The organism is Pseudomonas kairouanensis, from assembly GCF_004682055.1.
Lineage (GTDB): Bacteria > Pseudomonadota > Gammaproteobacteria > Pseudomonadales > Pseudomonadaceae > Aquipseudomonas > Aquipseudomonas kairouanensis.
In genome coordinates this window covers 1-14,059 of sequence record NZ_QUZU01000079.1, presented here as the reverse complement: position 1 = coordinate 14,059, position 14,059 = coordinate 1, and the positions used below count along the sequence as shown (strand labels likewise).

13 protein-coding genes are annotated in these 14,059 nt (G+C 60.5%); 4 read left to right on the top strand and 9 right to left on the bottom strand.

The annotated features are described in order from the left end of the window. Window positions 1-160: 160 nt before the first annotated feature. The 4 genes from ilvD to DYL59_RS30585 all read right to left on the bottom strand — a co-directional run bounded on the left by ilvD (window position 161) and on the right by DYL59_RS30585 (window position 5,535). Window positions 161-2,002, bottom strand: a complete 1,842-nt coding sequence (gene ilvD, locus DYL59_RS30600) for a dihydroxy-acid dehydratase (RefSeq protein WP_135292519.1) — start codon at window positions 2,000-2,002, stop codon at window positions 161-163. Between the two features lie 289 nt (window positions 2,003-2,291). After that, the gene (locus tag DYL59_RS30595; RefSeq protein ID WP_135292518.1) at window positions 2,292-2,750 is read right to left on the bottom strand and encodes an REP-associated tyrosine transposase; all 459 of its coding nucleotides are present in this window, start codon (window positions 2,748-2,750) and stop codon (window positions 2,292-2,294) included. Window positions 2,751-2,954: 204 nt separating this feature from the next. Then, window positions 2,955-4,115: an MFS transporter gene (locus DYL59_RS30590; RefSeq protein WP_135292517.1), complete on the bottom strand. Its 1,161-nt coding sequence runs from the start codon at window positions 4,113-4,115 to the stop codon at window positions 2,955-2,957. A gap of 223 nt (window positions 4,116-4,338) precedes the next feature. Beyond that, complete coding sequence (locus DYL59_RS30585; protein ID WP_003195152.1) at window positions 4,339-5,535, bottom strand: class I SAM-dependent rRNA methyltransferase; 1,197 nt, start codon at window positions 5,533-5,535, stop codon at window positions 4,339-4,341. A gap of 328 nt (window positions 5,536-5,863) precedes the next feature. Here DYL59_RS30585 and DYL59_RS30580 point away from each other — a divergent pair, with 328 nt between their 5' ends. Together DYL59_RS30580 and mutM are read left to right on the top strand one after the other, a co-directional pair. Then, the gene (locus DYL59_RS30580) at window positions 5,864-6,676 is read left to right on the top strand and encodes an HDOD domain-containing protein (protein WP_193557592.1); all 813 of its coding nucleotides are present in this window, start codon (window positions 5,864-5,866) and stop codon (window positions 6,674-6,676) included. 21 nt (window positions 6,677-6,697) lie between these two features. Beyond that, a complete protein-coding gene (gene mutM, locus DYL59_RS30575) occupies window positions 6,698-7,510 on the top strand; it encodes a bifunctional DNA-formamidopyrimidine glycosylase/DNA-(apurinic or apyrimidinic site) lyase (protein ID WP_135292515.1) in 813 nt (270 codons plus the stop codon). A gap of 114 nt (window positions 7,511-7,624) precedes the next feature. Here mutM and DYL59_RS30570 read toward each other — a convergent pair whose 3' ends face one another. The 5 genes from DYL59_RS30570 to DYL59_RS30550 all read right to left on the bottom strand — a co-directional run bounded on the left by DYL59_RS30570 (window position 7,625) and on the right by DYL59_RS30550 (window position 12,324). Continuing rightward, window positions 7,625-7,876, bottom strand: coding sequence for a YfhL family 4Fe-4S dicluster ferredoxin (locus DYL59_RS30570; protein ID WP_017734768.1), 252 nt, complete (start codon window positions 7,874-7,876; stop codon window positions 7,625-7,627). A 102-nt stretch (window positions 7,877-7,978) separates the two neighbouring features. After that, window positions 7,979-8,458 carry a pantetheine-phosphate adenylyltransferase gene (gene coaD, locus DYL59_RS30565; RefSeq protein WP_003176711.1) on the bottom strand — a complete coding sequence of 160 codons (480 nt, stop codon included), beginning with the start codon at window positions 8,456-8,458 and terminating at the stop codon, window positions 7,979-7,981. Window positions 8,459-8,561: 103 nt separating this feature from the next. Beyond that, window positions 8,562-10,157: a GMC family oxidoreductase gene (locus DYL59_RS30560; protein WP_135292514.1), complete on the bottom strand. Its 1,596-nt coding sequence runs from the start codon at window positions 10,155-10,157 to the stop codon at window positions 8,562-8,564. A 165-nt stretch (window positions 10,158-10,322) separates the two neighbouring features. Next, a complete protein-coding gene (locus tag DYL59_RS30555) occupies window positions 10,323-10,868 on the bottom strand; it encodes a twin-arginine translocation pathway signal protein (protein ID WP_135292513.1) in 546 nt (181 codons plus the stop codon). Between the two features lie 28 nt (window positions 10,869-10,896). Then, window positions 10,897-12,324, bottom strand: a complete 1,428-nt coding sequence (locus DYL59_RS30550) for a coniferyl aldehyde dehydrogenase (RefSeq protein WP_135292512.1) — start codon at window positions 12,322-12,324, stop codon at window positions 10,897-10,899. Between the two features lie 147 nt (window positions 12,325-12,471). Here DYL59_RS30550 and DYL59_RS30545 point away from each other — a divergent pair, with 147 nt between their 5' ends. Beyond that, complete coding sequence (locus DYL59_RS30545; protein WP_135292511.1) at window positions 12,472-13,143, top strand: TetR/AcrR family transcriptional regulator; 672 nt, start codon at window positions 12,472-12,474, stop codon at window positions 13,141-13,143. Window positions 13,144-13,176: 33 nt separating this feature from the next. Then, the gene (locus DYL59_RS30540) at window positions 13,177-14,031 is read left to right on the top strand and encodes a sulfurtransferase (RefSeq protein WP_135292510.1); all 855 of its coding nucleotides are present in this window, start codon (window positions 13,177-13,179) and stop codon (window positions 14,029-14,031) included. The last annotated feature ends 28 nt before the right edge of the window (window positions 14,032-14,059 follow it).

Below are 14,059 nucleotides of genomic sequence, written 5' to 3'. Positions count from 1 at the left end.
GGGCTTGCTCGCGAATGCGGTGTGTCAGGCAGCACTTCTGTAACTGACAGACCGCATTCGCGAGCAAGCCCGCTCCCACATTTGATCTTCATTGTTTTGGATAGATGTCCCAGGCAAAAAAAATGCCCCGCACTTGGCGGGGCATTTTTATGGGCGCAGCTTACAGACCGTCGAGCATGGCCTTGTTACGCACAGCACCTTTGTCGGCACTGGTGGCCAGCAACGCGTAGGCCTTCAACGCGGTGGTGACTTTGCGCGGACGCTTCTCCACCGGCTTCCAACCTTTCTTGTCCTGCTCAACCCGGCGTGCCGCCAGTTCTTCATCGCTGATCAACAGGTTGATCGAACGGTTCGGAATGTCGATCAGCACCTTGTCGCCATCCTGCACCAGGCCGATGGCGCCACCGGCAGCGGCTTCTGGCGAAGCGTGGCCGATGGACAAGCCCGACGTACCGCCGGAGAAACGACCGTCGGTCAGCAGTGCACAGGCTTTGCCCAGACCCTTGGATTTCAGGTACGACGTCGGGTACAGCATCTCCTGCATACCCGGGCCGCCTTTGGGGCCTTCGTAGCGGATGATCACGATGTCGCCTTCTTTCACTTCGTCAGCGAGGATGCCGCGCACCGAGCTGTCCTGGCTTTCGTAGATCTTGGCGCGGCCTTCGAAGACGTGGATGGACTCATCCACACCGGCGGTTTTTACCACGCAGCCGTCGACGGCGATGTTGCCGTACAGCACGGCCAGGCCGCCTTCTTGGGAGTAGGCGTGCTCGACGCTACGGATGCAGCCGTTTTCACGGTCATCGTCCAACGTTTCCCAGCGGGTCGACTGGCTGAATGCAGTCTGAGTCGGGATGCCAGCGGGGCCTGCCTTGAAGAAGGTGTGCACGGCTTCGTCGTCGGTCTGGGTGATGTCCCATTTGGCGATGCCTTCGGCCAGCGTCTTGCTGTGCACGGTGGGCAGGTCGGTGTGCAGCAAGCCGCCACGGGCCAGGGAACCCAGGATCGAGAAGATCCCGCCGGCACGGTGCACGTCTTCCATGTGGTACTTCTGGATGTTCGGCGCGACTTTGCACAACTGCGGTACGTGACGGGACAGACGGTCGATATCGCGCAGGTCGAAGTCCATCTCGGCTTCCTGGGCGGCGGCCAGCAAGTGCAGGATGGTGTTGGTGGAACCGCCCATGGCGATGTCCAGGGTCATGGCGTTTTCGAACGCCTTGAAGTTGGCGATGTTGCGCGGCAACACCGACTCATCGTTCTCGGTGTAGTAACGCTTGCACAGCTCGACGATGGTACGGCCAGCCTTGAGGAACAGCTGCTCGCGGTCACTGTGGGTGGCAAGGGTGGAACCGTTGCCCGGCAAAGCCAGGCCCAGGGCTTCCACCAGGCAGTTCATCGAGTTGGCGGTGAACATGCCGGAGCACGAACCACAGGTAGGGCAGGCGCTGCGCTCGTATTCCGCGACCTTCTCGTCAGAAGCGCTGGAATCGGCGGCGATGACCATGGCGTCCACCAGGTCCAGGCCGTGGGAGGCCAGTTTGGTCTTGCCGGCTTCCATCGGGCCGCCGGAGACGAAGATCACCGGGATGTTCAGGCGCAGGGAGGCCATCAGCATGCCGGGGGTGATCTTGTCGCAGTTGGAGATGCACACGATGGCGTCGGCGCAGTGGGCGTTGACCATGTATTCCACGGAGTCGGCGATGATCTCGCGACTCGGCAGGGAATACAGCATGCCGTCATGGCCCATGGCGATGCCGTCGTCCACGGCGATGGTGTTGAATTCCTTGGCTACGCCGCCAGCGCGTTCGATCTCGCGGGCAACCAGCTGGCCCAGGTCCTTGAGGTGGACGTGGCCCGGTACGAATTGGGTAAACGAGTTGGCAATCGCGATGATCGGCTTCTTGAAGTCGTCATCCTTCATCCCCGTGGCGCGCCACAGTGCGCGGGCGCCGGCCATGTTGCGGCCGTGGGTGGATGTTTTCGAGCGGTAATCAGGCATTGGAGCACTCCGGGCGGCTAAACGGTATCAAAAGGGAGTGAGCTTCTATTGACGTCTGGAACACCCGAAAAATGGCACTGGTGTCCGGAAGTTGCCGCAAACGTTACGGGATCGCCGTGCGCATTGGCCTTGAGCTCATAAACCCGCCGGGGGATGACTGGCGATGAATAGGGCCGATTCTACACCGTCTTCCTGTAGGAGCGAGCTTGCTCGCGAAAATCGCCAACGATGACGCAGCGCTGTCAGTTAGCTCAAGTCGTCGATACGTTTTTCGCGAGCAAGCTCGCTCCTACAACCAGCTTGCGTCCCACAGCGGATATTGGCCGATATGTTCCACCAAGCCCGCTCGCAAGGGGTTTGCCACGATATAACGGGCCATAGCTTTCATGTCATCTTCTCGGCGCAGTGCTTGGTCAAAGTAGCCTTTTTGCCAAACAGTCCCGAAAGAGCGCCTCGCCTGGTTGATGGCGCGAGCACTTCGTGACTTGGTGATTCGCATCAGCCTTGGCAGATCGCCGTTATGCAATTGCACCAGCCAGTGGAAATGGTCTGGCATGACCACCCAGGCCAAAGAAGTCGCTTCGCCTTCTTCCTGGGCATTTTTGAATTGGCAGACAACCAGTCGCCCGATACGCCAATCCTTGAAGATCGGCTGGCGTTGGTGGGTGACAGCGGTGAGCAGGTAAATCCTGTCTGTCTCGGAGTAGCGCCCGGTGCGGAGCCGATGTGCGTTTTGCTGGGTGGACATTCCTTCGTCCTCTTCTGTGATTGGAAGAGAAACGTTAGAAGACCTACTGTTCACTGGCGCCTAGACAGTACTTCTGAATATGTCCCAACTCACTGTAGGAGCGAGCTTGCTCGCGAAAATCGCCAACGATAACGCAGTGCTCTCAGGTAGCCCGCGTTGCCTATGAGTTCTTCGCGAGCAAGCTCGCTCCTACAAGGTAAAGCGTCAACGTTGGAGGCGGGCGTTGGTTAGCCAGCCCCAGAGGCTTAGGACCACGAAGCTTAAGGCGATAGTCATCAAGATATAGTCGCCCGCGTGGGCCAGCGCCGCGCTGCTAATGGCGGCAGTGAGGAACATGATGCTGTTGCCCGCCGACGCCGCCGTGCCGGCGCTGCTGGAAAACAGCAGCATCGCTGCAGAAATCGCGGCAGGTCGCACCAGGGTGACGGCCAGCGCGCTGATCAGCATCGGAATCAGCAGGGTCACGGTGGTGATGGCTTCCATACTGACAATCAACGTCAGCAGCCCACCGGCGATTGCTAGCAGGCCAAGGCCGATATTGATCTGCCGCGACAGCGTGATGTGTTTCTGCAGATACGATGCCGCGACGCCGCCGAGCAGGTAGGCCACGCCATACACCATCAGCACCAGCGCGTATTGGTATTCGGAGAGCTTCAAGGCATCCATGAAGATCAGCGGTGTGACGCTGATGAGGGCGAAGTAGCAGGTGAAGACCAGCGCGGCGATCCACCAGTAGCGCAGGAAATGCTTATTGCGCATGACGGCCTTGAGGGTGGCGATGATCGACACCGGCTCGCGGTGTGGGCTGGCGGACTTCGACGGCAAGATGCACAACGCGTGGATCAGCATGCCCAGCGCCATTAGGGCAAAGCCATAGAAGCTGCCTTGCCAGTCGAAGGTGGTTTGCAGCCAGGAGCCGATCAGTGGCGAAAGCGCCACGAACGAGCCGCTTAAGGTCATGTAATACAGGCGGATGCGGGCGCGATCTTGCTCATCGAATAAGTCTTCCACCAGTGCGTGGCCCAATACAAAGAACCCACAACCCATCGCCTGTGCACTGCGAAACAGCAGGAAGCTCAGGTAGTTCGGCGCCAGTGCGCAACCAATAGCCCCGAGGATCGACAGGGTGATGCAGCCGATCAACACTTCCTTGCGCCCCCATTTATCCGACAGTGGGCCGGCCACCAGTTGCGAAATCGCAAAGACCAACGTGAACAGGCTGATGGACAGCGCGACGTCGGCGGTGGGCGTATCGAAGTGGGCAGACAGGGCAGGGAAGGAGGGCAGCAGGATATTGATCGGGAAGAAGCTGATCAGGGAGATGCAGGTGATCAGGATGAAGCGTGAAAGGGTGGACCCAGACATTGTTTTTGTTTTCCGGAGCAAGACCAGCAACCGATACTAGTCTGCGAGAAGTGGAATTCAATCAAAAGCAGCGTAGGTAGCTTCCCCTATTGATGTGCGCCACTACCGTAGGAGCGAGCTTGCTCGCGAAAATCGTCAACGATAACGCAGTGCTATCAGGTAGCCCGCGTTGCCTGTGAGTGCTTCGCGAGCAAGCTCGCTCCTACAAGTGTGCTGGTGCTAATCAGCTATTAGGCAGCAGACGGCACGTAATGCTCTTGATATACCGCGTCTCTGCAATCGCCGGGTGCACCGGATGATCCGGGCCCTGGCCGCCGCGTTCCAGCATCTGGATATTGCGGTCCAGGTGACGGGCGCTGGTCAGCAGGATGTTTTGCAGGTCGTCTTCCGGCAGGTGCATGGAGCACGAAGCGCTGACCAGGATGCCGTCTTTGCTGAGCAGGCGCATGGCTTGCTCGTTGAGGCGGCGGTAGGCGCCTTCGCCGTTTTTCATGTCTTTTTTGCGTTTGATGAAGGCTGGTGGGTCGGCGACGATCACGTCGAAGCGTTCTTCGCTGGCTTTCAGTTCTTTCAAGGCTTCGAACACGTCGCCTTCGATGCAGGTCATTTTCTCGGCGAAGCCGTTCAGCGCAGCGTTGCGCTCCACGCCGTCGAGGGCGAAGGCGGAGGCGTCGACGCAGAACACTTCACTGGCGCCGAAGGCCGCAGCTTGCACGCCCCAGCCGCCGATGTAGCTGTAGAGGTCCAGAACGCGTTTGCCTTTGGCATACGGGGCCAGACGCGCGCGGTTCATGCGGTGGTCGTAGAACCAGCCGGTTTTCTGGCCCTGGATTACCGGGGCTTCGAATTTCACGCCGTTCTCTTCCAGCGCCACCCACTCCGGCACCAGGCCGAACACGGTCTCGACGTAGCGGTTGAGGCCTTCGGCATCGCGGGCGGCGGAATCGTTCTTGAACAGAATGCCGCTTGGCTTGAGCACTTGGGTCAGTGCGGCGATCACGTCTTCTTTATGGGCTTCCATGGTCGCCGAGGCGATCTGCACCACCAGGATGTCGCCGAAACGGTCGACTACCAGGCCCGGCAGCAGGTCGGAATCGCCGTAGACCAGGCGGTAGAACGGCTTGTCGAACAGGCGATCACGCAGGGACAGGGCGACGTTCAGGCGGTGCACCAGCAGCGACTTGTCCAGCGGCAACTTGATGTCGCGCGACAGCAGGCGTGCGCAGATCAGGTTGTTCGGGCTCATGGCCACGATGCCCAGGGTCTTGCCGCCGGCCGCTTCCAGGATGGCCTGGTCACCTGCCTGGAAGCCGTGAAGTGGGGTGGCAGCCACGTCGATTTCGTTGCTGTAGACCCACAGGTGGCCGTTGCGCAAACGACGATCGGCGTTGGCTTTGAGACGCAGGCTTGGCAGGGACATGACGTCGCTCCGGAAAAAAGAGCGGGAGTATACCGTGTTGTGTAGGAATTGGCGGCGCCGCCGGACATGTGGGAGCGGCGGTGCGACGATTCGACTTGCTCGCGAAAGCGGTGGGTCAGCCAATCCATATGCAAGCTGACCCATCGCCTTCGCGAGCAAGCCCGCTCCCACACAAGCCCGCTCCCACATTTGATCCCATTCCAATCGGGTTTTTGAGGTGTCGGTCAGGTTCTCATAGGGGTTAGAATCGCCCCCTAGTCCAGAGTAAGTACTTATGTCCCAAGAGCTATCCGCCGAACAGATCCAACAGGCCCTGCAAGGCATCAGTGTGCCGCCCCAACCGCAGATCATGGTGGATCTGCAGATGGAGCAATACATGCCCGACCCGGACCTGGAAGTGATTGCGCGGCTGATTGCCCAGGACCCGGGCCTGTCCGGCGCGCTGCTCAAGGTCGTCAACTCGTCGTACTTCGGGCTGAGCAACAAGATCGCCTCGATCCAGCGCGCGGTGAACCTGTTGGGCAGCCGTTCGATCATCAACTTGATCAACGCCTTGTCGATCAAGGGCGAGATGAGCGACGACACTATCGTGACCCTCAACCGCTTCTGGGACACCGCCCAGGATGTGGCCATGACCTGCCTCACACTGGCCAAGCGCACCGGCGCCCAGGCGGTGGACGAAGCCTATGCCCTGGGCCTGTTCCACGATTGCGGCGTGCCACTGATGCTCAAGCGCTTCCCCAACTACATGGCCGTGCTGGAAGAGGCCTATGCCAATGCCGGCGCGGACTGCCGCGTGGTCGACACCGAGAACAATGCGTTCAACACCAACCATGCGGTGGTGGGCTACTACACCGCCAAGTCCTGGCGCCTGCCGCAGCATGTGACCGACGCCATCGCCAACCACCACAACGCCCTGGTCGTATTCAGCGATGAGTCGTCGCGCAACCCGCAGCTTAAAAACCTGCTGGCGATCCTGAAAATGGCCGAGCACATCTGCTCGTCCTACCGCGTGCTGGGCAATCAGTCGGTGGACCATGAGTGGAACGCCATTGGCCCGCTGGTGCTGGACTACGTGGGCCTGTCGGATTACGACTTTGAAAGCATGAAGCTGTCGATCCGCGAACTGGGCACCCACTGACCCTTCCTTCAAGAGGTACGCATGCCTGAGTTACCCGAAGTCGAAACCACCCGTCGTGGCATTGCGCCCCATCTGGAAGGCCAGCGGGTCAGCCGCGTGGTGGTGCGTGAACGGCGCCTGCGCTGGCCGATCCCGGAGGACCTCGATGTGCGCCTGTCCGGGCAGCGCATCGTGTTGGTGGAGCGGCGGGCCAAGTACCTGCTGATCAATGCCGAAGTGGGCACCTTGATCAGCCACTTGGGCATGTCGGGCAACCTGCGGCTGGTGGAAGCCGGGCTGCCGGCGCTCAAGCATGAGCATGTGGACATCGAACTCGAATCCGGCCTGGCCCTGCGCTACACCGACCCACGCCGCTTTGGCGCAATGCTCTGGAGCCAGGACCCGCACAACCACGAACTGCTGCTGCGCCTGGGGCCGGAGCCGCTGACGGACCTGTTCGATGGCGAGCGTTTGTTCCAGCTATCGCGCGGCAAGTCGATGGCGGTAAAGCCCTTCATCATGGACAACGCGGTGGTGGTGGGCGTGGGCAATATCTACGCGACCGAAGCGTTGTTTGCGGCGGGTATCGACCCGCGTCGGGCGGCGGGTGGGATTTCACGGGCGCGTTATTTGAAGCTGGCGATTGAGATCAAGCGCGTGCTGGCCGCTGCCATCGAGCGGGGCGGCACTACGTTGCGCGACTTTATTGGCGGGGACGGGCAGCCGGGGTACTTCCAGCAGGAGCTGTTCGTGTACGGCCGAGGCGGCGAGGGCTGCAAGGTGTGCGGGACTGAGCTGCGCAATGTGGTGCTGGGGCAGCGGGCGAGTGTGTTTTGCCCGAGGTGTCAGAGCTGATTGCTGGGTGAAGGCTGATGCCGCCTTCGCGAGCAAGCCCGCTCCCACATTCGACCGCATTCTCATGTTGGAACTCGGTCAACTGTGGGAGCGGGCTTGCTCGCGAAGAGGCCCTTAAGCCTTGCCCGTAATCTTGCGGTACTTGTCCATCAACTGCTCTTCCGTCTCCGGATGAGCTTCATCCAACGGAATGCAATCCACCGGGCACACCTGCTGGCACTGGGGTTCGTCATAGTGGCCGACACACTGGGTGCACAGGTTCGGGTCGATCACGTAGATCTCCTCACCTTGGGAGATGGCAGCGTTCGGGCACTCGGGTTCGCAGACGTCGCAGTTGATGCAATCGTCGGTGATGATCAGGGACATGGAAACTCCTGCCAGGGCTGTCAGCCAGGGCATCTGAAAACTAATGCGCGCAATTGTGCCGCATTGGCGCCCGCAGTGCGAGCAAGCGCCGAGTGAGCGGTCTTACTTCTTGAAGCGCAGCGTCAGCGCATCGGCTACGGCTGGGTGCACGAACTTGGTGATATCCCCGCCCAAAGCGGCAATTTCACGCACCAACGTCGAAGAAATGAACGAATAGCGCTCCGACGGGGTGAGGAACAGGCTCTCTACGTCTGGCGCCAGTTGGCGGTTCATGTTGGCCAGCTGGAATTCATATTCAAAGTCCGACACCGCACGCAGCCCGCGCAGGAACACATTGGCGTTCTGCTCCTTGGCGAAGTGCGCCAGCAACGTGGAAAAGCCCACCACTTCCACGTTGGGCAGGTGCTTGGTGACCTCACGCGCCAGCTCCACGCGCTGTTCCAGGGGAAACAGCGGGTTTTTCTTGGGGCTGGCCGCGACCGCGATGATCACATGGTCGAACAAGCGCGAGGCGCGTTCGACCAAGTCGCCATGGCCTTTGGTAATCGGGTCGAAGGTACCTGGGTACAACACTCGGTTCATCGCGTCGTCCTGGCGGAGTCCGTTGGGGAACCGGATGGTATCGCAGCCATCCCGGTCGGCCAAGTCAACTTATGTAGAAGAAGCCACGATAGAGCGTGTTTTTTCACGCCGTTTTCAGACGTTCGGCCAATGCTGTCGCCAGTTGGGCCGTCAATCCATACACGGATAATTGTGGGTTGGCCCCAATACTGGTGGGGAACAGCGAGCCATCGTGGATCGACAGGTTGCGCAACTGGTGATGGCGACCCAGGCTGTCGGCCACTGCGTTCTTGGGGTCTTCCCCCATGGCACAACCGCCCATCACATGGGCGCTGCCCAGGCAGGTGCGATGCAGTTCCAGGTTCAAACCCTCAATCATCGTTCGGGCTTCGCCCAGGGTTTTCACGTAGCGCGCGTCGTGGTGCAGCGGCTTGACCGACTTGGCACCCGCCGCGAACTGGATCTCGGCCATGCTGTGGAACGCACGGCGCAGGCCGTCCCAGGCGTAGTCCGACACTTGGTAGTCGAGCACCGGTGTGCCGTCACCGCGCAGGTCTACCGTGCCGCCGGGGCTGTCGGGGTGAAAGCCGTCTCGCAGCAGGGCCAGCATGGCGTGGGTATTGGGCAGTTGGCTCATGTCCAGGGCGTTCTGCTCGCCGTAGCCGCCCAGCAGGGTGCTGGCCAGCGCTGGGTGTAGGGGTGGTGCTTCGAGTTTGTACGACATTTTGCCGGTGGTGCCGTCCTGCCATTGGAAATGATCGGAATAGATCGACTGCGGTGCACCGTAGAACGGGTTGATCACCTCATCGAACAGGCCCGCCGAAAAATTCACCAGGTGCAGGAAGGTGCGCTTGCCCACGCGTGAATGGGGGTCGGGTGCGTCCGAGCGCATCAGCAGCGCCGGGCTGTTGATGCCGCCACCGGAGAGTACGTAGTGCTTGGCCTTGACCGTGATCTTGCGGCCGGTGGGGGCTACGCACAGGGCGTCCATGGCCACGCACTCCAGGCTGCTGATGGTGTCACCGCTGTATTTGAGGCGTTCGGCGCGGGCCAGGTAGAGCAGTTCGCCGCCCTTTTCCAGGGTCGATGGGATGGTGGTCACCAACATCGACTGCTTGGCGTTGACCGGGCAACCCATGCCGCAATACCCCAGGTTGAAACAGCCACGCACGTTGCGTGGGATCACATGCCAGCTGTAGCCGAGCTTTTCGCAGCCTTTGCGGATCACGTCATTGTTGGGGTTGGGCGGCATGGCCCAGGGCGCGATGCCCAGGCGTTGTTCCATTTTTTCAAACCACGGCGCCATCTCGGCACTGCTGTGGCCTTTTACCGAATATTCACTGGCCCAGTGGGAAAGGGTCGCGTCAGGCGTGCGAAAACTCGACGTCCAGTTGATCAAGGTGGTGCCGCCCACGGCCCGGCCTTGAAGGATGGTGATCGCGCCGTCCTTGCTCATGCGCCCGATGCCTTCCTGGTAGAGGCTGGTGTAGGCCTCGTCTTCGAGCAGTTTGAAATCGCTGCTGGTCTTGAGCGGGCCTTCTTCGATCAGCAGCACTTTATAACCGGCAGCGCTGAGAATTTCGGCCGTGGTGCCGCCGCCGGCGCCGCTGCCGATGATGGCCACATCGGCTTCCAGCGTCAGGTCGCTGTCGAGAGCGGCGCCGTTGTGGGTTTTCCAGCCGCGGGCCAGGCCTTCACGGAATAGATCGGGTACGGGCATAGGTGTGCACTCTTATTTTTATACGTAGTTGAGATCAGAAAAACACTGCAAATCCCATGTGGGAGGGGGCTTGCTCCCGACAGCGGTGCATCAGTGAAGTCTGTATTGGCTGACCCATCGCCATCGGGGGCAAGCCCCCTCCCACATTTGATCGGGTTTTCAGTTTCAAATCTTCGGTGGGCCGGGATAGCCACAGTGGGCCCACGACGCCGGCTGGAAGTACCACGCCATGATCACCAATTTGAGCAACGAGCCCTGGCCCATGCGCAAAAGGTTCAGGTAGCTGTTTTCCCAGCGGTGCAGGAAGTTGCGGATCTGCTCGGCGCTGGCGTTTTCCCAACTGCCCCAGATGCCGGTCAACGGGCCACGGGTGATGCCCATGCCCAGCACGTCGAACAGTTGCTGGGTGAGCTTGAACATTTCTGGCGATAGGCGCTGCAGGCTGAAATCGAGTTTTTTGAGGGTGTCTTCGATCCGGCTGGTCACTTCCTGGGCGCTGGCAACACCTTCGAGCAGCACGGGGATCACCGCTCGCAAAAACGGTAGATCACTGCTGCGCAGCATCACAAAGCCGCTGGCTGGCGTGCTGCTGGAGCAGCCGCTGAGGCTGGCGCCAAGCCCGGCGGTGGCCAGGAACGCGCTGGCACACAGGCCGATTTTCAAGACACCGCGCCGTGACAGCGCGGGTGTATCAGTCAGGCTGGGGTTCATTGTTTTTATTGTCCCGAGGGTGGTGATATCAACGAATAAACAGCTTCTGGATCAGCTTCTGGATCGACTTGCCATAGGGCGGGTAGATCAACTTGGCCGCGTTCAGGCGCTGCTTAACCAACACCCCCTTGGCTTTGCTGAAGGTAAGGAAGCCTTCATGCCCGTGGTAATGGCCCATGCCCGAGGGCCCGATTCCACCAAATGGCATATCGTCCTGGGCCACATGCAGCAGGGTGTCGTTCAGGCACACGCCGCCGGAGTGCGTTTCGTGGAGCACGCGGTTCTGTTCGCCCTTGTTGTAGCCGAAGTAGTACAGGGCCAGCGGGCGAGGGCGCTGGTTGATGTAGGCAAACGCCTGGTCGAGACCGCGATACGGCACGATGGGCAGCACCGGGCCGAAGATCTCGTCCTGCATCACGGTCATGTCATCGCTGACATTCAGCAGAAGGCTATGGGCCATGCGCCGGGCCTGGCCCTGGTCGTACAGCGGGATCAGGGTTGCACCCTTGTCGGTGGCGTCCTTGACGTAGGCATTGAGCCGGGCCAGTTGCCGTTCATTGATGATGGCGGTGTAGTCCGGGTTGTCGTTGAGGGTCGGATAGAAACCACGAACCGCCTGGGTGTAGGCCTTGACGAAAGCGTCCACGCGATCTTCGGGCACCAGCACGTAGTCCGGCGCCACACAGGTTTGCCCGGCGTTCAGTGCTTTGCCGAAGGCGATGCGTTCGGCGGCGTCCTTGAGCGGAACATCGGCGGACACAATGGCCGGCGACTTGCCGCCCAACTCCAGGGTGACTGGCGTGAGGTGTTCGGCCGCCGCACGCATTACATGCTTGCCAATGCTGGTGGCGCCGGTAAACAGCAGGTGGTCGAAGCGCAACTTGGAAAACGCCATGCCCACTTCGGCTTCACCCAGCACCACGCACACCAGGTCCTCGGGAAAGATTTTGGCCAAAAGTTTTTTAAGCAATTCTCCCGTGGCGGGGGTGGATTCGCTGAGCTTGAGCATTACTCGGTTGCCGGCAGCCAAGGCACCGACCAGCGGGCCTATGGCCAAATACAGCGGGTAGTTCCAGGGCACGATCACCCCGACTACACCCAGCGGCTGGTAAATGACTTTGGCCGACGCCGGTTGAAAGGCAATGCCTACCGCGCGGCGGGAAGGTTTCATCCAGCCCTTGAGGTGTTTGCTGGCGTAGTGAATGCCATGCAGGCTGGGCATCAGTTCGGCGAACAGGGTTTCGTCGGCACTGCGGTTGCTGAAATCCTGGCTGATGGCGCTGATCAGTGCCTGGCGCTCGTCACTGAGCAGGTCGCGCAAGGCCTTGAGCCACTGCTGGCGTTGAGCCGCCGGCGGCATCGGATTGGCCGCGTAGGCACGTTGTTGGGCGTCGAACAGGCCCTGGAGTTGATCCAGCGCCTGGGAATCTTGCAGGTAGGCAACGTTGGCAGACATGGCGCAGTTCCCGATTGTTATAGGTCTACGCCGATTTTTAGAGTTATTGCTCTAAGTTGTCAAATAACATTGCAGCAACGTGCAGATTTATCCGGGCTAGGATAGGCCGTAAGATGCCCCATCCCGTGTACAGAAGCTGATTACCCTATGGCACCACGAGTAAAGACCAGCGAGCGCATTGTGCAAACCAGCCTGGAGCTTTTTAACCAGCAGGGCGAGCGCAGTGTGAGCACCAACCATATCGCCGCCCACATGGAAATTTCGCCGGGCAACCTGTACTACCACTTCCCCAACAAGCAGGCGATCATCGCCGTACTGTTTCGCGAATACGAAGCCTTGGTGGACAGTTTCCTGCGCCCGCCCGAGGGGCGCGCCGCCACCGTCCAAGACAAACGGTTCTACTTGCAGGCCCTGCTGGCCGGGATGTGGCGCTACCGTTTCCTGCACCGTGACCTTGAACACCTGCTGGAAAGCGACCCGGAACTGGCCACTGGCTACCGGCGATTTTCCCAGCGCTGCCTGATCCAGGGCAACGCCATTTACCGGGGATTCGTCGATGCCGGCATCCTCAACATGGACCCCATCCAAACCGAAGCCCTGACCCTCAACGCGTGGATCATCCTCACCTCCTGGGTTCGTTTTTTGTGCACCACCAATGAAAACTCCGAACACTTGAGCGCCGAAGCCATCAAGCGCGGGGTGTATCAAGTGCTGGTGCTGGAGGCTGGGTTTGTGACGCCCCAGGCCAAGGAGGCGGTGGATGCCTTGTTCAAAGAGTTTTACGTGCCGTTGAATCAGGCACTGGAAGAAGTGAAGTAGGACCTTTCCCGAATCTGTCTGCAGGAGTCCGTCATGCCGCTTGCCCAACTGATCAGCCCCCAGCAACTGGCCGAACGCCAGAAGTCGCCTGGGCTGGTGACCCTGGATTGCCGTTTTGCCCTGGAAGACCCGGACTACGGGCGTTGCAGCTACGCCGAAGGGCATATCGAAGGTGCGCAATATGCCGACCTTGAGCGCCACCTCAGTGGGCCGGTGACCAAAGGTGTCACGGGTCGCCACCCGTTGCCGGCGCCAGACACCCTGGCCCGACAGCTGCGCGCCTGGGGCATCAATGCCGACACCGATGTGGTGCTGTATGACGACGGCCCCGGCGCATTTGCCGCCCGGGCATGGTGGTTGCTGGCCTGGTTGGGCAAGCGCGATGGCGTGTTTATCCTTGATGGCGGCCTCAAGGCCTGGCACAGCGCTGGTTTCCCGTTGAGCCTGGATGCGCCGGTGATCGAGCCTGGCACCTTTGCTGGTGCGCCGGACAATCACTTGCTGCTGGACGCCGAACACCTGCAAAAACGCCTGGGCCAGCCGGGCCTAACCCTGATCGATGCCCGCGCCCAGGCACGTTTTCGCGGTGATGTGGAGCCGATCGATCCGGTTGCCGGGCATATTCCGGGGGCGCAGTGTGCGGCGTTTAACGAGAACCTTGGCAGTGATGGGCGCTTCTTGCCGGCGGAGCAACTCAAGCAGCGCTTCGCCGCCCAACTGCAAGGCCGTTCGCCGGATGAACTGGTGGCGTACTGCGGCTCGGGGGTGACGGCGTGTCATAACCTGTTTGCCCTGAGCTTGGCGGGGTATCCATTGGGCAAGTTGTATGCGGGCTCGTGGAGTGAGTGGATCACCAATCCACAGCGGGCGATTGCGACGGGCGACTGAGTGGCCGGGTGTGCGAACCCAATCAAAA